The sequence below is a fragment of the Chitinophagales bacterium genome (genome assembly GCA_013816805.1).
Classification (GTDB): Bacteria; Bacteroidota; Bacteroidia; order Chitinophagales; family UBA10324; genus MGR-bin340.
The window spans coordinates 232,536-259,108 of the sequence record JACDDS010000001.1 but is presented as its reverse complement, the minus strand read 5'-3'; the positions used below and the strand labels follow the sequence as shown (position 1 = coordinate 259,108).

Genomic DNA, 26,573 nt, shown 5'->3' with positions numbered 1-26,573 from the left:
GATTCAATACGGTGAAAAAATTTTATAATCACCGCTTCGCTAAACATTACTTTCGTGCTTTAAAACATTTTAGCAGCCCGAATAAAGATTGTAATTTCATCTTTAAATATTCACAATGAAAAACCTATTCTCACTTCCCTTTTTTTTGATAATTAGTCTTTTATTGAGCGGTAATCATTCTACTTCTGCGCAGCAATATTCTTTACGTTTTTATGGAAACGGATACCAGGCACCCGGGGCAGATCGTATTAAGATACCTCTCGATAATCCCAGCCATGCGGTGGATGTAAGTAAAAATTTTACGATAGAATTCTGGATGAAAGCCGATTACCGGGATAACAATGGAAAAGTTAAAGCGTCTGCTTCTAATGGTGGAGATTGGGCTATGGGCAATACTATTGTAGATCGGAATGTTCATGGGGCCGGCGATTATGGAGACTACGGTTTGTCAATTGGTTCATATGCTGGGGGATCAGAAGTAACTCGTGTTATTGCTTTTGGCATAGCACAGGGTGAACAGGGTGTTACGGTTATTGGCAAATCGAATGTGGCAGATAATCAGTGGCACCATATTGCCGTAACGCGAAATGCTGCAACTGGAATCGTGAAATTATATGTAAACGGAACCGTGGAGGCAATGGGAATGGGGCCAAAAGGTAAAATAGGATACCGTGACCGCAGGCTAACCGATTACCCTGAAACGGATCCCTATCTCGTAATTGGCGCAAACAAAAGTGATGTGGGGCCTAACTTTCCTTCTTACAACGGATATATAGATGAAATGAGAATCTGTAAAAACCTTCGCTACAATATCAACTTCACCCCAATTCCTGTGGAATTCGGACCGGATACAAAAACAGTAGCCATATATCATTTTAACGAAGGGGGAGGTTCTGTTATTTATGATAAATCGAAATATTTACCCAGCCCTTCTGATGGCACTATTTATTATGGAGGTTCCCCGCTGGGTCCGGTATGGAGTTTCGAATCTCCGCTGATCAATAGTCGTGAAGAAATTGAAAATAAGGAAAATGGTGACCTTAATGTGGCCGTTTATCCAAACCCAAATGATGGACACTTCCAGGTTATAGTGCCGGAAAATAATATGTTAATGGTAGTTACTGATTTAAATGGTATTGAGCTTTACAGGCAAAAATGTATCGGCGCGGGTACCTATAATGTTGGACTACCGGTAAAGGTTAGCGGTTTATATTTACTGGTTATACAGAACGAGGCTGGCGAAAAACAAGTCAGGAATCTGATTATAAGATAACCTGATTATTGCAATTTTTTATCAGGGAAAGGATCATATCCTATATTAATCTTTCCATCCTTGGTCGTTGCTTTTAGAAATACGCTAATCCCTGCTCTTTTCTTATTGCCTGAATACTTCGGAACATAATCTTCATCCCGCTTTTTGAGGTTACTTAAAGGAATTTGAATGGAGAGATTGGTATTGTCGGCAAAACTATAAATACCCCCAACGTAAAAAGTAAGCACGTTGGATTCAATTTGCATTCTTGAAAGATGCAGGTCCTGCCCTTTCAAAATAACCGTATCCTGCAAAACTGCAAAATCAATATTGGTGAAATCCCGGTTTTTAAAAACGTATTTTGATATTTGGCTCAGAGAAGTAAAGTCCAGTAATTTTCCATTTTTTAACCTGAAGAAAATTCTTCCATTCATACTTTTTGGCACAATTGTATAATCTTTTCGCATACCCGCATTGAATAGTATCTGGGCATTTAGCTGGCCTTCAATATTTTTGTTAGTTATGGTACTTTGACTGAAGTTATCGAAGGAATATAACAGATCGTTTATTCGCACATTAGAAAGGCTTGAAGTAATACTTAAAGCAGCATTGGGACGATCGGTATTTGTTAAATTACCATGGAGCGTAAACGAGCCACCCGCTGTATTCATATTTATATTGTTAAAATGGATGTAATCCGAACCGAACTCGAGTCCACCTTCAAAATTATTTGCCTTAAAATTCCTGTACTGCAATTGGTCGGCATTCAGCTTAATCAGGAATACCATATTATCAAGCAGTTCATTAATTCTTACAGATACTGGTAACGGAGTTCCTTTATCGGCCAATGCTGCGCGTTTCTTTTCCTGTTTTACAACTTTTGACGAATCTTTTGCAGCTATATTTTTTCGGGATTTCTTTTTAAAGCTTCCTGGAGTTATAATCTTATTGAGATTTAAAACCGGAGTACTTATTTTAAAATCTGCAAGCAGTTTTTTCTCCGGAATAAAAAATGAAGGAATTAAATTCTCAACAATGCCTTCAATTCTTAACGGATTATCATTTAAAGCTACGCTTGCCGAATCCAGTGTAAGCGTGGATTTATCAAAGTGAATAACAGCATTCATACCACTGAAATCATAATGCCTGGAAACATATTCAACGTCTGCGTCATTTAAATGCACAGAACCGCTAAGATCTGCATCCAGTCTATTATTCACGGTATCAACAAAATTAACAAGCTTGCCGGTATATTTAAACTGAACATGTGCTTCTCCATTTAGGAAATTTAACTTTGAAGAGTCCACTATTTCATTTAAATCAGGTAGCGACATATCTACATGGGCTTTCATGAAGAGCCTTGGATCTGCAAGATTGGCGATAACAATACGGGAGCGTAATGGTATAATTCCAAGATAAGAAGCCGAAAAATCAGGTAGCATAAAAACAGAATTCTGGTCTGTATTTTCCATTGCGGAATCGAAGTGATTCGTGAAAATACCGTTCAGTTCAGAATACGAAAGCATGTTTTGACCTACCATTATGGTGGTTGGCTCCCGGGATTTAAATAGTAAATCCACGGCAGGCTTACTACCGTTGGCCAGTTTTCCCGAAACGAGTACGGCAAACGTAAGCGGCTGCTCGATCCTGTAATTTTTTAGTTTTGAAGCAGTATTTTGGGTGATCAGTGAAAGCGCCTGATCAAGCATCACATCTTTTGCACTTATCCTCATCTGAAAATGTGCAGGCTCATTAAAAAAATATCTTCCCATCAAATTGTAATCATTATTTTCAATGTTCAATTTTGACGAAAACACGATCAGCTTTTTCTGTGATGAGGAATAGTCTAAATTTAAATCTATTACTGCATTTTTATTTAAAAGGTAACTTCCTTTCTCCAGGTTAAAGCCGAGTCCCTCAAAGTGTATCACCCCCTGCGCGTGAACACGCAGCGAAGATCCCAGATGCTGTGTATTGGCTTTCACATTTAAGAATTGAATGCCGAATTTTTTATTCTTTAAGGAATCTGACAGTGTAAAGTTTACATTCAGAAGAGCAACGTCCTCAATGCCAAACAATGCCGTGTTTTTAGCCTGGCCGTCTGAAGGTGGCTGGGGCTTAAAAATTTTTGCATTTGAATATCCTGTTTGTGTTTTTAAAATCGCAATTACAGCATCTGAAACGGTGACCCTTCGAAATTCCACTGTTTTGCTAAACAGTTTGAATACATTTATTTCAAGGCAAATCTTTTTTGCTTCGAACAATGTCTGATGGTGCTGACTGTACAGGGAATCCCGGATAACCGGATCCGTTAACAAAAGGGAGATGTAGGGAAAATCTTCAAATGGTGTTATATGGAAATCTGCAATAGAAAAGGTACCGTTAATTTTCTGGTTTACAGTTTCAGTCACGTAACCAAGAATTTCTTTCTTCTTAAGCAGTACAAACCCCACAACTGCCAGCATCAGCAAGAGGTATACTGCTGCTGCATATAATAACCATCTCCCAATTTTTTTTAACCAGACCATTTGAAAATTTATAGATTTAAAAATAATACTCTGTTTTTAATTCATCATGAAGTTTTGTTCTCCGTCTTCACAAATTAAAGTCAATGGACATCGGAGTTTGTATTTATCTTTCGAAATGCGACCACCTATCCTTTTCCTGATTTGGCTCTTAGCATCGTCATGTAACAATAAACCTGCAGCCGACATATTTTTTTACCATGCAAAAATATACACTCTTAATCCAAAGGATTCAATTGCCGATGCAATGGTGGTTAGGGATGGAAAGATATTGTCAGTAGGCAGTGAAGCAGATCTATCAAATAAATATACAGCTACAAACAGGGTGGATCTGAAAGGGCAATTCGTATACCCCGGATTTATTGATGCCCATTGTCACTTTTTTGAGTATGCTATGAACTTGGCACAGGCAGATTTAACCGGAACTACTTCCTGGGATGATGTGCTTCAGAAAGTACTTCAACAGGCAGCATCAAATTCAAGCGGTTGGCTGTTGGGAAAAGGATGGGATCAAAATGACTGGAAAGAAAAAGATTTTCCAACAAAGGAAAAACTCGATTCACTTTTTCCTGATCGCCCTGTTTTCCTGGAGCGAATTGACGGCCACGCCTGCATTGTAAACCAGGCAGTGCTTAACATGACTAAAATAGATGGTGCATCTAAAATTCCTGGTGGCGAAATTATTCTGAAAAATGGAAAACCTACCGGCGTACTTCTGGATAACGCCATGGATTCAGTGATTACAAAAATTCCTAAGCCTTCTGCAATAGAAATCAGCGCTGCATTATTACAAGCTCAGAGGAATTGTTTTGCAGTGGGATTAACCACCCTCGATGATGCCGGCCTGGAAAAAAAAATTATCGATATTATTGATTCCCTGCAAAAGACCGCTAACCTTAAGATACGCATGTATGCTATGGCCACCGACAATGAGGAAAACAAAAAATATTATTTCGCACATGGTCCCTATAAAACCGATCGTCTGGATGTCCGGGCATTTAAGTATTATGCAGATGGTGCTTTAGGTTCCCGCGGTGCTTTGCTCTTAAAACCCTATACCGATGCAGCAACAAAAGGGTTGCAAAAAAAGCCTACACATTATTTCGAGGAACAGGCACAACTCTGCTATAACCACGGTTTCCAGATGTGCACTCATGCTATAGGTGATTCCGCGAACCGGATGATGCTGCATATTTATGGAGAAGCGTTAGGGGGTCCAAATGACAGGCGATGGCGCATCGAGCATTGCCAGGTGATAGCGCCGGGTGATTTTGAGCTGTTTCATCAATATAATATCATCCCGTCTGTGCAACCCACACACGCCACCAGCGATATGTATTGGGCAGCTGACCGTCTTGGGATTTATCGTATCAAGGGAGCTTATGCTTATAAATTTTTATTAGCTCAGAACGGTTGGATTGCCGATGGAAGTGATTTTCCGGTAGAAAACATTAACCCGCTCTATGGCTATTATGCTGCTGTTTCACGAAAAGACAAAAAAGGATTTCCTCCGGATGGATTTCAAACTGAAAATGCACTTACACGCTATGAAGCATTACAGGGTATGACGATTTGGGCAGCCATGGCAAACTTCGAAGAAAATGAAAAGGGAAGCCTCGAGCCGGGTAAGTTTGCCGATTTTGTGGTGCTTGAAAAAGATATCATGACCATTCCTATTGAACAGACTTTTTCAACAACAGTTTTAGCTACGTATGTTAATGGGGAAAAGGTGAATTAAACAGAAGATCAATGTAATTTGAATAGCAGGTCAATGCAAGCTTTTTACGGTTTGAAACAAACAGAAAGTGACTATACTGAAATATTATGTTTTATTGCGTCTCTGCGTAAAGGAAATTATGTACTTGCAATTTCAAATGGGAACAGCAGCGTAGGAATTAAGGTACCGGAAGCAACAATAGCAAATTTTAATTATCACTTCCATTTTTCAAGTTAATTTATAATTACATGCAACCGCTCTTCCAGCAGCCTGATTTTTTCCTGTGCATCGAAAGCTTTCTTCTTTTCATTTTCAATTATCTGAACCGAAGCTTTCGATTTAAATTTTTCGTTGCCAAGCTTCTTCATTACCGAATCTAAGAAACCACGGTGATAGGTAAGTTCCTTTTCTAAAAACAGCCTTTCTTTAGAAAAATCAATTGCACGGGGAGATGCCAAGAAAAATTCCTGCGTCCGGTAGAGAAAACGGATCGAATTTTCCGGAATGTCTGTCACTTTTTCAATGCTGCTTAAGCCTGCTAACTTCTTTAGCAGGTCACTGTTTACTATATAGCGGTCATCCAAATAATACAATGTCACTTTTTCATTTTGCTTTATATTATTTCTATTTTTTTGTTCACGAACCTCTGTAACTATTTCCTTAATTATTGTACCCAATTCTTTTAATGTTTCACTTATCGGTAGCGATGGTACGCTTTCGTAATTTTCGTTGAACCCTTCTTTTTTAATATACTTTGGATAATCTGAAATGGTTATAAATTCTGTTTCCGTTCTTTCCCTTATTAAATGAAAAAGCTCTTCAGTTATAAAAGGCATGAAGGGGTGTAATAATTTCATTAGTATCTCAAAAAAGTCAACTGTTTTAGAGTAGGTTTCCTGATCAGTTGATTGCTCAAACCCGGGCTTCACCATTTCAAGGTACCAGGAACAGAAATCTACCCAAACCAATTCATATAAAAGTTTTAATGCTGCAGAAATCTGAAATTCGTTTAACAGCCGTTCTAATTCTTTTACAGTTAAATTCAAATGATTTTCGAACCACTCCACTGAAAATTGATTACCGGTTGACTGTGATAAATCGGGAGGAGGATTGCTATCAGATATACTCCATCCTTTTATCAGCCGCAGTGCATTCCAAATTTTATTGTTAAAATTTCTTCCCTGCTCAATCAGCTTCTCATCATACAAAAGATCGTTGCCTGCAGGTGATGAAATTAAAATACCAAACCGTACAGCGTCGGCCCCATACTGATCAATCAAAGCCAGCAAATCGGGAGAGTTGCCAAGTGATTTAGACATTTTCCTTCCCAAGGTGTCCCGTACTATGCCGGTGAAGTACACTTCGCTGAATGGCTTTTTCCCCATATACTCATACCCGCTCATGATCATGCGCGCCACCCAGAAGAAGATAATTTCAGGAGCGGTTACGAGCGTGTTTGTGGGATAGTAATACTTCACCTCTTCATTTCCCGGATCACTTAATCCCTTAAATACTTCGAAAGGCCACAGCCAGGATGAGAACCACGTATCGAGCACGTCTTCATCCTGCCGCAACTGTCTGGCTTCATAGTAAGAAACAGGATCAGCGAACTGTGAATTTTCGATTGTAGCTTCCAGATTCAGTTTCTTTACATTTAAAATTGCTGCTGCTTCTTCAGCCGTTGCCGCCACTGCAAGATTTCCGTCTGGCGCAAACCATGCCGGTATGCGATGTCCCCACCACAGCTGCCGGCTGATGCACCAATCGTGAATGTTTTCCATCCAGTGGCGATACGTATTTTTAAATTTTGCAGGATAAAACTTAATATCTTCATCCAATACTGCTTTAAGAGCTGGCTTAGCCATATTTTCCATCCGGCACCACCACTGTAAGGATAGACGTGGTTCTATCACAACCTCTGTTCGCTCGGAAAAACCGATCTGGTTAACGTAGTCTTCCGTTTTTTCCAGGTGTCCGCTTTTTTCTAAATCACGAACAATTTTTCGCCGTGCTTCGAAGCGATCCTCGCCCGTATAAAGCTGCGCAGCATTGCTCAACGTGCCATCATCATTTAATGTATCGATAACCTGGAGCTGATGCTTTAAACCAAGGTTGTAATCATTTATGTCGTGAGCAGGTGTAACTTTTAACGCGCCGGTCCCAAATTCCATGGTCACATAGTCATCAAAAATGATTGGGATTCTGCGGTTTATCAGGGGTACAAAAGCGAACCGGCCATGGAGGTGCTGGAACCGAGGATCATTTGGATTAACGGCGATTGCAGTATCTCCTAATATAGTTTCCGGCCGAACAGTCGCAATGGTAATGTATTCCTCCTGTCCAATATTCAAAGTCTCATTTACAGATTTTTGGTCACCATCATTTGAATTCGAATCCAGGCTGTACCGTATGTAATATAGTTTCGATTTTACCTCTCTGTGAATAACTTCTTCATCACTAAGTGCTGTCTTTGCTTTAGGATCCCAATTGATCATCTTAACACCGCGGTAGATGTATCCTTTATTATACAGATCGATGAAAACCCCGATTACTGCGCGGGAGTAATCCGGATCCATGGTGAAGGCTGTTCGGTTCCAATCCAGTGAGCAGCCTAATTTTTTAAGCTGCTGCAAAATAATTCCTCCATATTTTTCCTTCCATTCCCAGCAGTATTTCAAAAATTCGTCACGTGAAAGATCCTTCTTGCTGATCCCTTGTACTTTCAGCATTGCCGTCACCTTTGCTTCTGTAGCAATAGAGGCATGGTCAGTTCCCGGAATCCAACAGGCATTTTTTCCCATCATTCGTGCACGGCGGATACAGATGTCCTGGATGGTATTGTTCAGCGCATGGCCCATATGCAATACACCGGTCACATTCGGCGGCGGAATTACTATAGTATAAGGTTCACGTTCATCGGGCTTTGATTGAAATAGCTTTGCATCCATCCAGCGCTGGTACCACTTATCATCTATACCGGAAGGATTATAAATCTTCTCCATCTCCATAGCGGCAAAAAAGTTTACAATGAATTGCTGAAAAAATGCAAAGATAAATTCCTGGCGTAAAGGTTAATTTACAGAAATGCCCGGCAGAAGATTTTGCTATGAACAGATATTGCTCTCTCAGGATTTTTTTTCATACCATTTACGAATAACCTGCAAAACAGGCTTCTGCTGCGGAGTGAAGTCCTGATCTATTGGATATTCTTCATCATCCAGCTTATCGTACCATTTCCAGAAAAATCCGCCTGCAAACCAATCCTGATTCCAGAAGGTTTCAAACATGGCTTCATAGGCATTTTGCTGTGCTGTGTAATTGGTTTTTCCCGAAGTAAAAAATTCCCACGGGGCTTTGGCACAGCCATCAATGCTTCGATAACCGTATTCAGTAAACAGAACCGGTTTTTGATTTTTGCCTGATAACGATTTCATTGCTAGCAGCCAGGGTTGCCACTTCTGCTTCAGATCTTCAACCTCAGGAGTTGAATGATCTGAAAGGGGAAAATAGGCATTCACACCAATGTAGTCCAGCTTATTCCAAAAAGGAATACGCTGATAGCAATCCCAGTTTTCAGCATAGGTGACCTGACCATGATAGATTTTTCGAACCGAATCAATAAGTCCACTCCAGTATTGATTTTGAGAGGCAACAAAACAATTCAATTCTGTACCGATGCAAAAAATATCTGCATGAGAGGAATCTGCAACTTTGGCCAATTGCAGTATATAATCTGAATATCCATCTTCGAATTTCTCCCATGCTGATACATCTGAAAATTTAATATCACCTGTATATTCACCATGGTGCGCCCAAAGCTGCGGCTTCACCATAACTTTCATTCCGCGGTCGTGAGCCATTTTAATACAGCAAGCAATGCCATTGGGGCTTTCACCCCATGCCTGGTGGTTGCCGTTGTAATAGATTGCCGCCTCGTCCGGCTTCACAAATGCAAACGGCATTAAGCATACATAATTTGTGTGAATACTGCTAAGTGAATCAAGGGCACTTTCATCAATCATGGAATAGGGGGCTACCAGGCCTGCGCCATTAATTTTTTCCCCGGAAGGAAAATGAGAAGCCAACGTGTTGTCAGACCGAGGAGACTGAAAAGAACAAGAGTAAAGAAGAAAAAGAATCAAAACTGTTCTCATCAGTCAAATAATTGTTTACTGCTGTTACAAAGATGCAACACTCTGATTAGTTTAACCAGCTTTTCTAAACTGATCCCTATTCAGGTTATATTTCAAAAGGAGCATAAATCGATAAAGAAATAAAGAATATGGCGGGTAGCTTTAAGCAAAAAAAAACGCGGCTTGCGGGCCGCGTTTTTTTTGAGATACATTCTGTTACTGCTTATTAAACAGTCTTGTTTCTATTGAAGTGCCATTCGTAATTCTCACCAGGTATATTCCTTGTGGGAATTCAGAAACATTCCAGCTTACAATAGTGCCAGCAGCATCTGCCTGAACGATACGCTGAGCCATGACCTGACCAATATTATTAACGATAGAGAGGTTTAACTGTCCGGAACCGTGTTCAATGGAAAGGTTGATTACATCTGAAACAGGATTGGGATACAAAGAAGTTATTAAATTATCTCCTCCTGTTGACAGAAGGTTTTCATTTTTAGATGCTAACGTTGTAAAGGTAGTAATGGAAGAATACTTTCCCGTGGCTGTTTCACCATTACCCATATCTACACCTGCCACCCGCCACTCATAAGTAGTGCTGGGAGTCAGGTTTTTTAATTGATACGAATTCACATTGCCGTTTGTTGTTTTCGTTGTCCAGGAAGAAGTTCCTTCCACCCGGTATTGAACACTGTACTCGACGACACAAGAAATTGTGTTCCATTTGAGCGTTGCTTTGGTTGACGTTATTCCAGAAGTAGTTTCCCCTTTTATAACAGGCATAATAGTAGTAACAGGTGTTGTGCTGGAGCAGCTTCCAGTTGCTCCATCACCGTAAACTGTTGCGTAATAATTGCCAGGGGCCAGATTATCGAATGTGAAGGAATTCCCATTATTTACTACTATGGGAGATCCCAGCGGCTTTCCATACCGGTATAATTGAACCGAATAGGGTGCATGACTTCCACTTGCCTGGTATTCCAGACTGCTGTTGGAACAACCATTTGAAGTAGCTTGTACCAGGCTAATTGAGGCACAGTTCTTTTGAGTAAATGTTGGAGTTAGATTGTATGAAAACCATTCAGTGTTGTAAAAAGGGAATACTGCCACATAGTAATATTTCTTAGACAAGCCTGTAAGAGTTGCCGTAACAGTTCCGGAATTGTTGTACTGGTTAAAGATGGGCGCTGCTAATGTGTCTTCATAAATCTGAAGATATGAGTAGGGAACTCCACCAGTGCTTAGCCATGGTTCTACATTCATAGTTACTGTTAAATCACCATTCCCGGTATAATTGATCTTCCACCAATCTATTAAATCACGGGAATTCTTATAATAAAAACCTACGTGACCAGGAGTAGTAGTGTTTGCCGGTAAGGTGGCGGCTTTTTTCGCAACATCATTCGAAATGCCATCATCTGCATTTGCATACTTGGATAATGAATTTGTGAGCGTATACGGTGCGAATCCATCGGAGTAATAGGGGAAAATTTTCACATAGTATGTACCTGCCATAAGACCATCCGTATTGAAGGTAAAAGTACCATTGGTGTAATTTCCACCTATCAGTGTGCTACCATCATTATCGTACAGGTATGCGTACACATACTGGTTATTGTTAGAAGTAAACGTGATTGAAATCATACCATCTTTATTGGTTGTAACCTTATACCAATCCTCCATATCCCGCTGTAGGTTTGCATAATATCCTATATGCCCGGTAACGGTACTGTTTAAATTCAAGGTGACCGCATTCTTTTTTGAATCATTTGACTCAGGGTCATTAGCCTGCACAGGAGGAATCAGGCTGTCAGTAAGAGTATAAGGAGCAAAGCCATCACTGTAGAAGCAAAATATTTTAACATAATAGGTTCCCGCCGCCAGACCAACAACGTCGTACGATTGAGATCCATTGGTATAGCTGCTATGAAGATTCGTGATACCATCAGCATCGAATAGTTGATAATAAACATACTGTCCGTTCTGCGAGGTCAGACTAAGTCTTACTAAACCGTCACCTGTGGTTGTAATTTTCCAAAAATCTGTCGTATCTCTTTTTTGATTATAATAAAAGCCAATATGTCCTGTTTTGCTTTTGTTTAATGGAAGGTTACTTGCATTTGTATAGGTATCATTTGGCTCAGGATCGTTGGTTAAAGCAGCAGGTGTAAATACATTTGAAAGCGTATAAGATGGCATCTGATCTGAGTAATAGGGATAGATATAAATGAAATAAGTTCCGGGAGCTAAACCATCCTTTGAAATGGTAACCGTACCATTCGTATAATTAGAAGCAAGCAACGTAGTGCCGTTGTTATCATATATGGTAACATAGCAATATAAACCATTCGTTGATGTAAGAGTAACATTCAGTTGCCCATCAGAAGTAGTGGCTACCTGCCACCAATCAACATCCCCTACAGGATTGATTGCCCCTGTATTACTGCCATTAAGATTCAGCTTAGTAGCTTTCGCCTTGGTGTCATTGGGTTCTATTTCCGCAGCAAAAGTATTTGCACACAGTAAAAAGAACATCATGCCCAGAAGTAGGTATTTTGTTTTCATGTTTATCTTTTTTAATTTTTCTACAAACCTATCTCTGCGGGTCAGATTTTACAACTACTAAATCTCGCAGGTAAGGCATGGATATTTATAATGGATAGGATCAGATGTGTTGCAGGTTGTATTAGCAGTAGCTATAAATGCAAGAATACCTTTATTGAATATATAATTATTATGCAATTATATATTTTCATTCAGACAATCTTTTCTTTTATAGCTTTTGCGACAGCTTCACTCACAGAATGTACGTGTAGTTTTTGATAAATATTACGAATGTGAAAGTTGACTGTATGATAGCTGATACTGAGTCTGTCTGCAATCATTTTATAGCTTAAGCCGTCCACCAGTCCGGTAAGAATCTCTTTTTCCTTTTCAGTTAACAAGTAGTGCACTTGTATTTTTTGAGCTTCTTTATTCCTAAAAAATTTCAAGACTTTCATTGCAATTTCCGGGGTCATGGGGGCGCCTCCTTCATAAATTTCCTGTATGGCTTCCAGCAGTTTAACAGGCGGAGTTTTCTTTAATATATAACCGGTGGCACCCGCCAGAATCGATTGAAATACTTTTTCATCATGATCAAATACCGTTTGCATCATAACGGCCATGGCAGGATATTCTTCCTTAATTTTACGTACGGCGTCAATGCCACTTATGCCTGGTAATTCTATATCCATCAGTACCACATCCGGCTGCGTGCTTAATACATCACTTAATACATTATTACAGTTTTCAAATGCCCCCGCTGATTCGAAGCCTGGCGAACTGTCCAGCAGTAACTTTAATCCGTCGCGCCGGGTAGGATTGTCTTCGAAAATAGTTACACGAATGCTCATGATTGAAATGCAAAAATGCCATGGATTAATTTATGTTTCACCTGCAAAATCTTGCGGGTCACAATCAAGAGCAATAAGCCTATACTACTAATTGTAATTCCACTACTGTACCTTTTCCGGGAGTTGAGCGAATATTTATTATTCCATTCAGGGTGCGAGCCCGCTCGTTCATGCTGTGCAGTCCATTTCCTGCATATTTATCCTTATAGATGAATCCTGAGCCATCATCACTGATAGTCATCCTAAATTGATTTCCATTTCTTTCCAGGCAAATGGAAACTGATCTGCAATTGGCATACTTTGAAATATTGTTAACGGTTTCCTTAAATATCAGAAAGATTTCTTTTCGCTGCTCGGCGAAAAATTTAATAGCCTGTACTTTTTCATCGTATTCAAACTGAACCTGCACATTTTTGGTTTGAAGCACCTCAATTGCATATTGCTTCATCCGCAGCACCATATGATCGAAACGATCGTTACGTGGCTGAATGCTCCACACAATAAAGTTCATATTCTCCTGCATTTCCTGGCTTGTGGCGGATATCTTAGTCAGGATTTGTTTTAATCCTATTTCATCACTCGATTTAAGCTGAGCTACTTCTGTATAAAGACTGATTGTACTCAAGGCAGAACCAACATCGTCATGCAGATCATTTGCAATGCGGTTTCTGACTGTTTGAAGACGTAGTATTTGACGAAAACGCAGGGAAATAATATACCAGGTAATAAATATTATCACTGCAAGCACTAACATATAAAACCACCATTCCTGCCAATAAGGTTTTAATATGGTGAAAGAAACAAGGTTAAGGGCATCGCTCCATTTACCTTCAGCATTGGCAGCCTTTACTTTAAATGTATAATTTGCCGGGGGCAAACTCATGAAATTTGCTTTTCCATCTGCATCTTCAAAAAACCATTCGTCGTTTAAGCCTGCAAGCTGATATTGATACTTAACCTGGGAAGAGTGTGATAGTTGCAGTGATGAAAAATCAATAGTAATAAAATTTTTATTGTAGGGCAATCTCAAATTCGAGTATACAGAAGTCTGAAAAATGCTTTGGTCCATCACTTTAAAATCTGTGAGATAAATTTTGGGAAACGTCTTATCAAATCTTAAAGAGTCAGGTTGGAACGAAACCAGAAAATTTTTTGCAGCATACATCATAGTACCGTTCTTATCTAGCATAATTTGGGCCGGGGGCCTTAGCATTATGGTGCTATTGAAAACCCGCACATGAAAAAATCTCTTCTCCGCACGGTCAAAAACTTCAAAGCCAGCGGCACTTGGTATCCAGAAACGGTTGCTTCTATCGGCGTATATGCCATACATCAGATTTGATTGTGGCAGATCAGCGCGATAGCATGTAAATCGATTACCGTCGAATTCATTAAGTGCTCCGCCAATCGTAGTTATCCATAGGTGGTTATTCGCATCTGCAAAAATATCCGATATGTCATTTGAAGAAATAGAAGAAGAATCATTCGGTATGTGGAAGTATGAATCAAAATCATTGATTAATTCAGATTGACCTCTCCATTTAAAAAGCCCTCCTGAAGTTGCAACCCAAATGACTCCCATTTTATCTTTAATAATTTTTCTGGAAAGATTATTTCCAATAGAATTTTTTATCGAATGGTTGACAATAAAATCGAACCGTTCCTTTGTTACCAAATCGTAGAGACCAAGTCCCCATCCTAGTGGAGCATACATCAGGACCGGATGCTGATGAAGAGTATCTGATACCATGCTTCGAATCTGGAAGGTTCCAAAATCGTATAGCCCTGTATGGAAATTAAATTGCTTGTCTTCCGGAACTGGTTCAATAGTTTCACTGCGCGGATAATATTTGAAAAAAGAAAGTTCCGTTCCTAAAATAAATTCGCCAGGTGCATATTCATGGATTAGCGTGGTACTGAGCAGCTTATTTCTAAATTCAAACGGGACAAGATGAAAAGATTTTTCACCCGAAGCTTTTTTATAAATTCCGTCACTTGTGCAGATCCGCAAAATGTTTTCATCATCTTCAAAAATGCTGAACGATGTAAAATCAGGAAAGGCATCTGAAAGAATGGGAGTTATTTTTATTTGCCATTGCTTAGAATCAAAGCGTGAAAAGCCTTCTAAAGTACCAATCCACCAATTGCCATCACGGTCTTTAAATAATGAGGTAGTTTGATTTGAAGCCAGACTGTACGGCTCACTTTTTCTATTCCTGAAAGAAATCTTTTTACCATTGTTTTTATCGATTAAATATAATCCTGTGGAGGCTGAGGCAACTAATAAATATTGTTGATTATAATTACTCACCGCTTTTGCGACATCATTAAAGTCACCAAATTTTTTTGTACTGATAGTCCAATGATCATTAAAAAAAGAATCTTGCTGCAGAAATAACCCTTGCTTCCAGCTTGTACACCAAATTTTTTTTCCATCTATACAAAAATCAGGGATTGTCAATATTCCTGAAGGATCTGCCTCTATGGAAGGATTATACTTTGGATTATACAGCCTATTTTTTACAATACGATACACTATAGTTGCGGAAAGGAAACTGATAAATAGCGTATCATTTTGTCGCTTGATCTTGTGAACCCATGGAGACCACAATAGTTGTTGTTTGATATCTGCATTAAATAAGGAAAACAAATCGGAAGTATCCATCACCGCAGTCCATCGCACCACCTTTAATGATTTTTTATCTATTAAAACAATAGGAAAACCTTCAGCACCTGCCATAATATATTTGCTGCTATAATTAAAAACACAATTCAGACGGTTCGTAGGAAAAGACAAAGGGTTTTCAGGACTGTTGATAAACTGATCGAATTGTTTGCCATGTTGTGCAAGGGGATCGTACCGCGTTAAACCTCCATCTTTAGTAGCAACCCAGAATACACCGTTTTCATCCTGCAATAGATCTACAATCTGATTTCCCGAGAGGGAATTGCTATCATTCGGATTATGATAAAAACTCTGAAACTGGTTGCCGTCAAATTTGTTCAGGCCAAATTTAGTTCCAATCCATAAAAAGCCATTTTTATCCTGGTAGAAGCAACTGACTTCATTATTAGAAAGTCCGTTTTCAGTGGTAAAATTTTCAAAATGAAAATCCGGCGTTTCTCCTTTGCTTGCCAGAGTAAGAGTTATAAAATAAACCAGCAGCAGTTGTTTACTGTTTTGAGCGCTCATAACTTTCAACAGATAATATACAATACACCGCCGCCCTGTTCAGAAACAGCTGATAAAGTCATTGAATTCGCCATATTCTTTATTTGTTATGATATTAATTAAGATTAAATGACACAATTGTGATAATTAGATTATCATTTTAAAAATACTATGTCCCAGTTCATGTAAGTTTGATTTTTTCAATGAGTTTAAGTATTCCATTTAAATATTTTTCATGAAATATCTATTTGTAGTTGCTTGTGCGTGTTTATTTTTTATTGGTTGTTCCAATGATAAAACAGCCATGCCTGCTCCTAAAGTGCTGATTGAAGATACGGTTATAAGCTTCTCTAAAGATATTGTGCCTATTCTTCAGGTTTATTGTTACGGAACAGGCGGCCAGCAGTGTCACGTAACAAACAGCAACCAGGGATCAAATGGGGATTTTACTACTTGTGCAGGACTGATAGACAAAGTAAATAACGGTTCATTGCAAAGCCGTGTTTTTAGCCCTTCAGGAGGCATGCCTCCCTCCTATTCCCTTGGGCCCACACAAATAGCGGATACTGCATTACAAAAATTGGAGCTTTGGGTGAACCAGGGAGCAAACTGTAATTGATGAAAAAAATTTTTTAAATTCTGTTACTATTGAGTTTGCTTAAGTAACACATCAGCTTCGTCAGTGCTCCATCCATTTTTAACTGCTGTATTCTTGGCTTTTTGAGCCATTTGAAAAGCTTCTGGTTTTTTTCCTGCCTTCAAATACAATCGTGAACAAAGTAACCAGGTGCCGTAATCCTCATGCAGCTGTACTGTTCTCGATGCCCATTCTGTTGCAGCAATGAGTGCTTTCAGATCTGTTATATGTTTCAAATACTGATCACAGATATTTTTTAATTGTACATAATCCTGCCAAAGGTATTTTGTTACGGATTCAGAAGTTACTTTTTGATATCCACTCCAGTTACCGGTACTTTCCATAAGGGTGATATCCATTGTGAAAAGAAGTGAATCTATTTTATAGTCACGAATAGCAACAGCTGCAGATTTTAATTCAAAATATTTCAACGAATCTTTATTGGTAATTAAAGGACTGAGCACTTCAGCAACTGTACCTAAAAGCTTTCTTTCTACGCGCTCCGGTGAAGTAATTGCTGCAAATTCTTTCTGATGCGCGATAAGAAATTTAAAAGGATGAGAAGTGATATCGAATTCTCCATTTGCAAGTATTTTCCAGTTTATTTCACTCAACAATTGTGAATCGCTTTGTGTTAAAAAATATTCATCGGCCACTTGCTGAACATCCATATTTCCTCTCCGCAAGGCACGGATGTAGGGATAGCATTTTTCAGGATTGGATTTATCGGATTCATATTGTTTCCTTAGATAAGGCAATTGCAGTTCCGGCGTAAGTGCATTTTTTGCCTGGATTAAGAAATCATCTTTCTTCCATTCCCCTACAATGCGATAAAGGGTATTACCACTGCTGTCTAAAAATATCAGCGTTGGTAAAGATTTAACAGCCAACTTTTTTGCGAGTGCGATGCCTTCGCCTTTTTCCATATCTATTTTAAATGAAACAAAATGCTGATTTAAAAATCCTGCTACAGCGGAATCGGTAAACACCTGCTCTTTCATGTATTTGCAATGCTCACACCAGGAGGCATAGCCCATAAAAAAAACAGGCTTATGAGTTACACTGGATTTTTGAAGTGCTTGTACAAAACTGATTTCCTGGAACTGCACTTGGTATTGGCTAAAGGCCAGGGTTGGCATTATCAGGAATATCAGTAATGCTATTTTCATCTTAATTCTAAATAAAAGCAAATTTAAAGGTTCTTTCTAAACCGGTATTTATCAAATAAGTAACCCACCAAAGGCAGAATAAACAGGCTGTTATCTTATTTTTATTCGTCAAAAATATCGTCTTCCAAAAACTCATACCTTTAATTGACTTGTTAAACTCCTCTGTTTGTGAAATCATTTTTTACCGCTCTTATTTTTTCTTTTTTAGTATCGTATATCCATGCACAGGTACCGCTGTCACCAAATCTTAATACGATAGTGGAATCGGAAAAACGTATTGCTTTGCGGTTGTCAGAATCCTCAGAAACAATAGCAGATAACTATGATGTTAAATATCACCGCTGTGAATGGAATATAGATCCTAATGTATACTATATTTCAGGTTCTGTAGCTACTTATTTTGTGCCGAAAACAGATGACTTCTCTGAATTGGATTTTGATTTCTCTTACAACCTGCAAATAGATTCCATCCGGTATCACAATTCCAGTATCGGATATGCGCAACGTAGCGATGATGTTCTGGCAATCTTTTTACCTGCGCTATAACTAATGGCATTTTAGATTCTGTAAGCATTTATTACGAAGGCATACCCACCGGCTCCGGCTTTGGTTCCTTTTCTCAAACCACACACAGTGGGGTGCCTGTTATCTGGACTCTATCAGAGCCGTTTGGAGCAAAAGACTGGTGGCCATGCAAGCAATCCTTAAATGATAAAATAGATTCTATTGATATAATAGTTACTTGTCCTAGAGATTATCGCGATGGCAGCAATGGTGTGCTGATTTCTGAAGTTCAGATTGGTGATTACAAATCATATCATTGGAAAAGCCGTTACCCTATTGCTGCATATCTGGTAGCACTTGCGGTAACTAATTATTCCAGTTACAGTGACTATGTTCCGCTATTAAATGGTGATTCACTTCAGATGCTGAACTATGTATATCCTGAAAATCTGGGTGAGGCCCGGTCCGGAACACATGAGCTTATAAATGTTATCCGGCTTTACGACAGTTTATTTATTCAATATCCTTTTTCAAAAGAAAAATACGGCCATGCTCAGTTTAGCTGGGGAGGAGGCATGGAACATCAGACTATGACGTTTGTATCAGGGTTTGGAATTGATTTGCTGGCCCATGAATGTGCACATCAATGGTTTGGTGATATGGTTACCTGCGGCAGCTGGAGCGATATATGGCTGAATGAAGGTTTTGCTACCTATTGTGAAGGACTAACAAATGAATTCCTGTATCAGTCCGATTGGTATTCCTGGAAGGCAAAGGAGATCGGCTACATAGTAAGTAATGCCGGCGGTTCAGTATTTTGTAATGATACTACTGAAATCAATCGAATTTTTGACGGTAGATTAACGTACGCTAAAGGTGCTTATGTACTTCACATGCTGCGGTGGGTGGTTGGTGATTCTGCTTTCTTTCAGGGTTTAAAGTATTATTTAACCGATGCCGCTATTTCTTATGGTTATGCGCGAACTGCTGACCTGCAACGAAATATGGAACTGGCCAGCGGCAAAGACCTTTCTGACTTTTTTAATCAATGGTATTATGGTGAAGGCTATCCTTCTTATTATACCTTATGGAACCCGACCGATACCTCTGTAGATATTACAATTGAACAAACAACCTCCCATCCTTCTGTGTCTTTCTTTTCAATGCCGGTACCGGTAGAATTTACGGACGCCTCACATGATACGATTGTAGTTTTACAGAACACATTTTCCGGCCAAAGCTTTTCTGTTAATTTAGGATTTAGCCCGACAAACGCAGTCTTTGATCCGGACCTTTGGATATTGTCTGCTTATAATACGCTTACCAATATAAACAGTGAGTCACAGTCTGTAGATTTTATTGATGTTTACCCCGTTCCATCGTCAAATGTTATAGGTGTAACCTGCCACGTGTCAGGCAAAAATTCTAACAACCTGGAAATCGTGAATATGAAAGGGGAACGAATAAAGATAATTTCAGAAAATATAGTTCCGAATAAAGTAAATAACGTGTCTATAAATATTGAGAAACTTCCCGCAGGAATTTATTTTATAAAACTAGCTGACAGTAAAACTGTGCTGATGAAAAAATTTGTAAAGCAATAGCTCTGTTCAGCAATTTTTAAATTTAATCAAAAATAATCCGGTTAACAACATCTTTATCAATTACGCTTGTATCGGACCACATTGATTACAAAATGCTGTACCTGAATGATGCTAAATGTGGTTAGCATCATTGGTCCTGGGCCTTCATCCTTCGCTCTATTTCATCTTCAGGCACGTCTTCTACGTGAGTGGCAATATACCAGTTATTTCCAAACGGATCTTTAACATACGATTCACGGTCACCATAAAATTGAGTCATAGGAGCCATAACAGAAACAGCGCCCGCTGAAACAGCACAATTATAAACAGCGTCTACATTTTCTACGAACAAGTGTACCGACATTGACACTGCAGGAAATTCTGGTCGGGCATCACTTACTTCAATCATTGAATCTCCTATTTGCATGGAAGCGTGTGCAATAGTGCCGTCATGCCGGTTCATTCGAAAATGCTCTTCAGCACTAAAAGCCTTTTTTAAAAACGTCATAAACTGCTTGGCATCATTCACGCTAAAGTAAGGAGTGATGCTGTGAAATCCTGGTGGAATTGGGTTTACTGCCATATTGATATCTATTTTATTAATACCTGTTACAGGCGCTAAGATGCAATATTTGAAAGTACATTATAAAGTAAATAATTTAAACATTCGCAAAAATAAGGGGCAACTTTCATTGCCTATTTTAGTTTTTATAAACTTAAACAGTAGCGATGTAATGTAACGCATAAAGATTTAAAATTGTTCTAAGCTAGAATTTTTGTGCTAATGGAACAGCAGGATATGGATGATATTTAGACACCTGAATCAGGGCCCGAAAAAACAGCAGTGCTTTTGTAATTTTTGAGTATTAAATGTATCATCGACGGAAGCACAATAAGGAGCAAGGGCAGACCTGCAAGAAAACCTCCGATTACTGCAATTGCCAATGGCTGATGTAACTGCGCCCCTGCTCCGATGCCCAGGGCAATAGGCATCAGCGCAATAATGGCACCGAGTGCAGTCATAAGCTTAGGGCGAAGGCGCGTAGAAATGGAAAAAATGATTGCATCATCCAGTGATTTTTCTTTAAGCGATTCCCTGAACTGCCAAAAAGTAAAAATTGCATTTTCTCCAATAATTCCTACAATCATAATAAGCCCTGTATAGCTTCCTACATTCAGAGGCGTATTGGTAATTATAAGGGCCAGATAACTTCCCGCAACTCCCAAAATGGAAATACTGATTATAATTAAAGCAACCCTCAAATCTTTAAACAGGAATAGGATTACACAAAACACCAGCAATGATGCCAGTATTAAAATCACCAGCAATTCATTGAAAGATTGCTTTTGCTGAGCGTAAGTACCTCCATATTCAATGTGATAGCCGGAAGGAAGTGAAATTTTTGATGTGATCTGCTTTTGAATATCTTTTATTACACTTCCCAGATCTCTATTGTTCAGGCGTGATGTAATTACCCCCATACTTTCAAGATTTTCCCGTTCAATTTGGGCATCCCCGGCATTTACGGTAACAACGGCCAGTTCGTTTATGGGTATTAGCTTACCTGAAGGGAGAAAAATCTGAAGGGCGTTTATGTCTTCAAGACTATTGCCTGCTTTACTGGAATACAGCATTCTTACAGGGGTTAACTGCTCATGTTCAAAAACATTTCCAACAACATTTCCCTCCAGGGAATTTTGAAGCTGGTATTGCAGATTCAGGGCTGACAAACCGTACTGAGCAATTGCAGAAGCATTTGGTGTTATGGTTACGGAAGGTCCGGCAATAACAATTCCATCAAACACATCTGCCGTTCCCGGTACTTGTTCCACAACAGATGCAATTTGTTTGGAGAGTTGTTGCAGTGTGGTTCGATCCGTTCCAAATACCTTCACTTCTATCGGTTGAACACTAGCCATAAGATCCCCAAGCATATCACCAATTACCTGTCCGAAATCAATCTGAAGGGCAGGCTGCGTTGCCTCTACTCTTTCTCTTATATCTTCAATTACCTCATCAGTAGTGCGCGTCCTGTTTTTCTTTAAAGAAATGAGGTAATCACCGTTATTAGGTTCGGTGATAAAAAAGCCCATTTGAGTTCCGGTCCGTCTTGAATAAGCCTGCACCTCAGGGATTTTTACAATTATTTTTTCAACTTCGCGTAGCATTCGATCGGTTTCTTCCAGGGATGTTCCTGCTGGCGAGATATAATCCAAAACAATACTGCCCTCATCCATTTCGGGCAGAAATCCTGTTTGTAAGTGAGGAAGAATCAGTATAATGGATACCAGCAGAATGCCGCAAATCAGCATGCTAATCCACGGTCTTTTTATGAAGTAAGAAACCCATCGCTGTGTTTTAACAGGACGCGGCCTTTTATGCCCAACAGAAATATTTTCCTCTTTCTCCTGTAAAATATTATTTTTTATAGCCTCCCAATCTTCCGGTAATACTTCGGCGGTATGACGCTTCTTTTCCTTTTTCGTTAATAGCAAATAGATAATGGGCAAAGCAATCCAGGTTACAAAAAAAGAACAGATTAAAATGACAGTCATCGAATTAGTCATTACCTTAAAATAAGCGCCCGCAACACCACTCATAAGCATAAAAGGCAATAAGATTACAATGGTGCTTAAAGAAGAACCAACCATTGCAGGAAATAAATAATGAAGCGCTTTGCTAACCAGTGCGGCGCCTGAATCTTCGGGATGCTCTTCATGGGTTCGGTGAATTTGTTCCACCACAACAATTGCATCATCGATAATAAGTCCGATTGCTGCCGCTATTGCACCAAGAGTCATGATATTAAAGGTCTGCCCCATTAAGTATAAAATCATAAGGGAGAGGCAAAGGGTTACCGGGATGGTTATAAAAATGGTAACACTGGACTTGAGCGAGCGCAAAAAAATTACGGCTACCAATATGGCAAGTAGTAACCCGACCAATAAACTATCGCGTACACTTTTAATAGAATCTTTTACAAAATCTCCCTGGAGATAATAGGGTTTTATAGTAACATCCTTAGGAAGTGTTTTCCTTAAGTCATTAAGCTTCTGGTCCATCTCATTGGAAAGGTCAATCAGGTTAGTGCCGGGTTGCTTTACCACAGCAACGAGTATACCCTCTTTACCATTGGCATTTATTTTTATGTATTGCCTGGCTTGTCCAATCTGCACGTCTGCAATATCCTTTAAGGTAACTATTCGTCTTCCACTGTTTGTGACCACCAGGTTCTCAAGTTTTTCTTTAGAATCGACCAGTGCATTGGTTGTAGTGAGATAAAGCACGCGATAATCAGATAGGTATCCATTCGACTTAACAAAATTTGTTTGAGAAAAAACAGTACTCAAAGCGTCAGGAGTAACTCCCAGGGTACTCATTTTTTGAGTGTTCAGCATTACCTTGTATTCTTTATCCTGACCACCAATAATCCTCACTTCCGAAATACCGGATACCTGAGAAAGAAAAGGTTTAATAGTATTAATAGCCAGAAGCTTCAACTCAATAGGAGAACGATTCGAACTCTCGAGCGTGTAACCGATTACCGGGAGAATTGACGGATTCATTCGTTCCACCGTAATGTGTACATCAGCAGGAAGGTTATTTTTTATTTCAGCAATTTTCGATTCTATTCGCTGCTGGCTTAAATCAATGTTTGCATTCCAGTCCATATATGCGCTGATTTCACAGCTGCCTCTGCTGGTGATGCTTCGAATATCCTGCAAGTCCGGTACCTGCTTGATCGTGTTTTCCAGAGGTCGGGTTACCGTTATCATCATCTGATCTACCGGTTGTTTACCTGCATCTGCAATCACCTTTATCTTTGGAAAAGTTATTTCAGGAAATAATGCTGTATGCATATTGGTATAAGCAAATACACCTCCCATAATAATGATTGCGATAATCACTGTTACTGGATTTTTATATATCTGCAGGTAATTTTTCATATTGATTAGACTCCCGGCTGCATTAATCAGGTGTTACCACCGTAACCTTTGCAGTGTCCGGCAATCCATAGTTACCGGTCAATAAAATTTTATCTCCGGCGGTGAATGAGGGTGAAAGAATTTCAATCCTGGTATCATTTTCAATTCCCTTGTGAATAGGCACTTTTACCGCAGTGGAATCATTAATCATCTTCATTACCCAAAAATCCTGCTGGGTTTCATCAGAAAGAATAGTGCCTTTCGGAAGTGAAATTGCATTTGGTTTAAAATATTTTACCAGCTTTACTTTAGCAATCAGCTTTTCAGGAATGGTTTGTTTAGTGTTCACTTTGATTTTATAGCTTATTGTTTGCGATGCCGAATCCATCACGGGTAAAGGAGACTGCAGAACTCCATCTATTTTTTCACCATCCGGAAGTTCGAGTATAAGTTTATTATTACCAGGTAAAAAAAATTTTTCTTCGTAAGGAACATTCATCATAAAATAAAAACTTCCGGCATCACTAATTACCGCGAGCTGTTCGCCATCCTGCACATAATCTCCCTGCTGATTATTTAATTGAACGATAAAACCGGTATTGGGAGATTTGACGGTAACAATTCCTGAAAAGTGAAATGAGGTGTCGAGAGCATTTATAGAATTTCCCAGGCTGTTTGCTTCCTTTGTTTTCAAAACAAATAAAAGCTGGCCTATACGGACCGCGCTTCCAAGAGTTCCATTCACTTTTTGAATGTATCCATTTACGGAAGATTTTATGGGTGTTTTAATAAGATATACCGAGGTGGCGTTTAGCTCCGAAATTTCTTCCAGAGTATCATAAGCAATGGAAGTAACTGAAACAGGAGTACCTTCCGGAATGGAAGACTCTTCTGTTGTTTTACTGTTTTTGCAGGCAGAAGCCGCCATACAAAAAAAGACTATGAAAAAGGAATCTATAATTTTCATTGAACTGGGCTATTCCAATAATTTAATTGATTGATAACCTGATAACGGCTGATATTGAATTGAAGTAAGGCATTTTTTGCGACCATATAATTGTTTATTGCAAGCAAAAAATCCGAAATGCGAACATCGCCTGTAGCAATTAACTTCTTATTTGCTTCAATTAACCCTTCAGAAAACTTTAACTGGTCATGGTAATCCCGTATAAGATCTTCAGTATTCTTAAGCTGTTCCGTGAGCAGCCTTATTTGCTGTTGATACTGAGAAACAAAGAAATCTCGATACCGGGTTCTGGTATCTTCAAGCAGTTGAATTTTTTCATGCAGCAGCCTGCGCTGCTTTCCATCATATAAAGGGATAGTAAAATTTGCTCCAAAGCTGACTCCAAAATTTTTTTCAGAATGAAAGGTAAAAGAGGTTTCATAACCAGCATCCCCGAAAATGCTTAGTCGGGGTCTGTAGTTTAAATCAATAAGCAAATCTCTATTATGCAAGGCCAAACTATCTCTTATAAAGGGTTTTGAAAACAGCAATTGATTGAGTGTAGGAAGTAAAGAGTTGACTAAGGAAGGATCTGATAGTATAATGGAGGAAGTGTCCACTAATCCACAGATATAATTAAGAATTTCATAGTCCAGTTTATACTGAATTTCAAGTTGCTTCAATTGCAACTGTTGTTGCTGGTACAGTACATGAAAAGTTAGATAATCAGTTTGCCTGTAGATACCTTGTTCCGTAATTTTTTTCAGAACCTGATCTTCATCTCCTAAGAACTGCAGCAACTCCGAATGGTAATGCATTTGTTCCAAATCCCCATATGCGATAATGTATTGTGCAATGACTGTTTTTTTTAAATCCCTTTCTGAAACCCCGGCTGCATATAATATGGAATCACTTATGTAATGCAAGGAAAAATATCTGTTATTAAATTCTCCCCCCCGAAATAAATCTTTTCTAATCCCCAATAAAGCACTGTAACTTCCATAATTGGTAATGGCAGGATCATAGCCATAACCGTTTATCAACGGAGGGTAGTATGCACCCGCCGTGCCGGCAATCTGGGGCTTCATACCTGCCCTGAGAATTAAACTATCAATGTGGTTGCTTCGGATTTGATTCTGATAGTCTTTAAGCAGAGGACTGTTCTGAATTGCCGTTTTCACATAAAAATCCAGATCACGTGACTGTGAGAAGGTTGCATTATTCCAAAAAAAATAAATACAGGAAAATATTATCGTACGCTTCCAAAAAATCATAGCTGATGAAAAGCAAAATTTATAATTTTTGCATCGGGCAAAATAATGCTTTTACAGCATGATGTTCATTATGCAAAAATGCAGGTTGATTCTGAAGAGAATCTGAAATCACCAGTTAACAGGAGTTACTTTGATGCTGGTAATTATACACCTGATAAAGTATTGTTCGCTGCTGATACAGTCTAATAATTTAGTGTAGCCAGTGAATGACTTATAGCACGGGAATATTTAGTATAATACGAAGGCAGATACATTAATCTGTTTTAACTAATCAATGACTAACTGTATGTAATGGCATGCCATACCATACTTAAAATCTTTTAGCACGCCATACAGATA

The 26,573-nt window shown here is 39.0% G+C and carries 16 protein-coding genes; 5 read left to right on the top strand and 11 right to left on the bottom strand.

What is annotated here, in order from left to right; all coding sequences use genetic code 11:
- Window positions 1-115 precede the first annotated feature (115 nt).
- Entirely contained in the window at window positions 116-1,273 is a 1,158-nt protein-coding gene (locus H0W62_01195; protein MBA3647161.1) for a T9SS type A sorting domain-containing protein, read from the top strand.
- 5 nt (window positions 1,274-1,278) lie between these two features.
- On the opposite strand, the gene H0W62_01190 is transcribed toward H0W62_01195, so the two are convergent.
- Window positions 1,279-3,780 (bottom strand): hypothetical protein, encoded by a 2,502-nt coding sequence (locus tag H0W62_01190; protein ID MBA3647160.1) that lies wholly within the window; start codon window positions 3,778-3,780, stop codon window positions 1,279-1,281.
- A gap of 115 nt (window positions 3,781-3,895) precedes the next feature.
- Between H0W62_01190 and H0W62_01185 the strand changes: the two genes are divergently transcribed.
- Window positions 3,896-5,515: an amidohydrolase gene (locus tag H0W62_01185; GenBank protein ID MBA3647159.1), complete on the top strand. Its 1,620-nt coding sequence runs from the start codon at window positions 3,896-3,898 to the stop codon at window positions 5,513-5,515.
- Window positions 5,516-5,727: 212 nt separating this feature from the next.
- Here the strand turns inward: H0W62_01185 and H0W62_01180 are convergent, their stop codons facing one another.
- The 5 genes from H0W62_01180 to H0W62_01160 all read right to left on the bottom strand — a co-directional run bounded on the left by H0W62_01180 (window position 5,728) and on the right by H0W62_01160 (window position 16,215).
- Window positions 5,728-8,502: a valine--tRNA ligase gene (locus H0W62_01180; protein MBA3647158.1), complete on the bottom strand. Its 2,775-nt coding sequence runs from the start codon at window positions 8,500-8,502 to the stop codon at window positions 5,728-5,730.
- Window positions 8,503-8,619: 117 nt separating this feature from the next.
- On the bottom strand, window positions 8,620-9,648 hold the full coding sequence (locus tag H0W62_01175) for a hypothetical protein (protein ID MBA3647157.1): 1,029 nt from the start codon (window positions 9,646-9,648) through the stop codon (window positions 8,620-8,622).
- Between the two features lie 195 nt (window positions 9,649-9,843).
- Window positions 9,844-12,192, bottom strand: coding sequence for a T9SS type A sorting domain-containing protein (locus tag H0W62_01170; protein MBA3647156.1), 2,349 nt, complete (start codon window positions 12,190-12,192; stop codon window positions 9,844-9,846).
- 191 nt (window positions 12,193-12,383) lie between these two features.
- The gene (locus H0W62_01165; GenBank protein ID MBA3647155.1) at window positions 12,384-13,022 is read right to left on the bottom strand and encodes a response regulator transcription factor; all 639 of its coding nucleotides are present in this window, start codon (window positions 13,020-13,022) and stop codon (window positions 12,384-12,386) included.
- A gap of 79 nt (window positions 13,023-13,101) precedes the next feature.
- On the bottom strand, window positions 13,102-16,215 hold the full coding sequence (locus H0W62_01160; GenBank protein MBA3647154.1) for a hypothetical protein: 3,114 nt from the start codon (window positions 16,213-16,215) through the stop codon (window positions 13,102-13,104).
- 214 nt (window positions 16,216-16,429) lie between these two features.
- On the opposite strand from H0W62_01160, the gene H0W62_01155 reads away from it, so the two are divergent.
- Window positions 16,430-16,813 (top strand): hypothetical protein, encoded by a 384-nt coding sequence (locus tag H0W62_01155; GenBank protein MBA3647153.1) that lies wholly within the window; start codon window positions 16,430-16,432, stop codon window positions 16,811-16,813.
- A gap of 26 nt (window positions 16,814-16,839) precedes the next feature.
- Here H0W62_01155 and H0W62_01150 read toward each other — a convergent pair whose 3' ends face one another.
- On the bottom strand, window positions 16,840-18,000 hold the full coding sequence (locus tag H0W62_01150) for a thioredoxin fold domain-containing protein (protein ID MBA3647152.1): 1,161 nt from the start codon (window positions 17,998-18,000) through the stop codon (window positions 16,840-16,842).
- A 168-nt stretch (window positions 18,001-18,168) separates the two neighbouring features.
- Between H0W62_01150 and H0W62_01145 the strand changes: the two genes are divergently transcribed.
- Together H0W62_01145 and H0W62_01140 are read left to right on the top strand one after the other, a co-directional pair.
- On the top strand, window positions 18,169-18,546 hold the full coding sequence (locus tag H0W62_01145; GenBank protein MBA3647151.1) for a hypothetical protein: 378 nt from the start codon (window positions 18,169-18,171) through the stop codon (window positions 18,544-18,546).
- Between the two features lie 92 nt (window positions 18,547-18,638).
- Window positions 18,639-20,108, top strand: a complete 1,470-nt coding sequence (locus tag H0W62_01140; GenBank protein ID MBA3647150.1) for a T9SS type A sorting domain-containing protein — start codon at window positions 18,639-18,641, stop codon at window positions 20,106-20,108.
- Between the two features lie 127 nt (window positions 20,109-20,235).
- On the opposite strand, the gene H0W62_01135 is transcribed toward H0W62_01140, so the two are convergent.
- From H0W62_01135 to H0W62_01120, 4 genes are all read right to left on the bottom strand, one after another.
- The gene (locus tag H0W62_01135) at window positions 20,236-20,670 is read right to left on the bottom strand and encodes a VOC family protein (GenBank protein MBA3647149.1); all 435 of its coding nucleotides are present in this window, start codon (window positions 20,668-20,670) and stop codon (window positions 20,236-20,238) included.
- A 227-nt stretch (window positions 20,671-20,897) separates the two neighbouring features.
- Entirely contained in the window at window positions 20,898-24,035 is a 3,138-nt protein-coding gene (locus H0W62_01130) for an efflux RND transporter permease subunit (protein ID MBA3647148.1), read from the bottom strand.
- 22 nt (window positions 24,036-24,057) lie between these two features.
- Window positions 24,058-24,981, bottom strand: a complete 924-nt coding sequence (locus tag H0W62_01125; GenBank protein ID MBA3647147.1) for an efflux RND transporter periplasmic adaptor subunit — start codon at window positions 24,979-24,981, stop codon at window positions 24,058-24,060.
- The gene (locus H0W62_01120) at window positions 24,978-26,234 is read right to left on the bottom strand and encodes a TolC family protein (GenBank protein ID MBA3647146.1); all 1,257 of its coding nucleotides are present in this window, start codon (window positions 26,232-26,234) and stop codon (window positions 24,978-24,980) included. Before H0W62_01120 ends, H0W62_01125 begins: the two co-directional genes overlap by 4 nt.
- Between the last annotated feature and the right edge of the window lie 339 nt (window positions 26,235-26,573).